The organism is Salinimicrobium oceani (assembly GCF_012037645.1).
Genome location: NZ_JAAVJR010000603.1, coordinates 1 through 458, shown reverse-complemented (window position 1 = coordinate 458; position 458 = coordinate 1). Strand labels below are relative to the sequence as shown.

Annotated in this window: 1 pseudogene; it reads right to left on the bottom strand. The window is 40.0% G+C overall.

The features are described 5' to 3' along the window. Positions 1-458: pseudogene (locus HC175_RS18475) on the bottom strand (oligopeptidase B); the annotation flags it as partial.

Sequence of the window (458 nt, the reverse complement as noted above, 5' to 3'; positions counted from 1 at the left end):
CAGGAGTTTCCATAAGCCTAAAATTCTTTGCATCCAGGTTGGTCACCACATAGAATTTATCCTCGTAATGATCTATGCTGTATTCCAATCCTTCTTCCCTGGGAGTTAATTGCACGAAATCTCCATTTGGATTATCGGCTTTAAGGATGTGATAATCGCTGGTGAGGGTGCTTCCGGTGAAGATGATAATATATTCTTCAGATTTTGACTTACCAACTCCAATGTAAAAAGAAGGATCTTTTTCATGGTACACCAACTCATTATTGGCGTGATCTTCTCCTAAAGTATGCCGGTAGATTTTTTCTGAAAGAAGAGAAACCTTATTTTTAGTGGTATAGAAAAAGGTTTTATTATCATTTGCCCATGCACCTCCACCGGTGGTATTCTCCAGCTTATCATTCAAAAGCTCCCCCGTTTCCAGGTTCAGGAACTGGATGTGATAAACTCTTCGGCTAAGG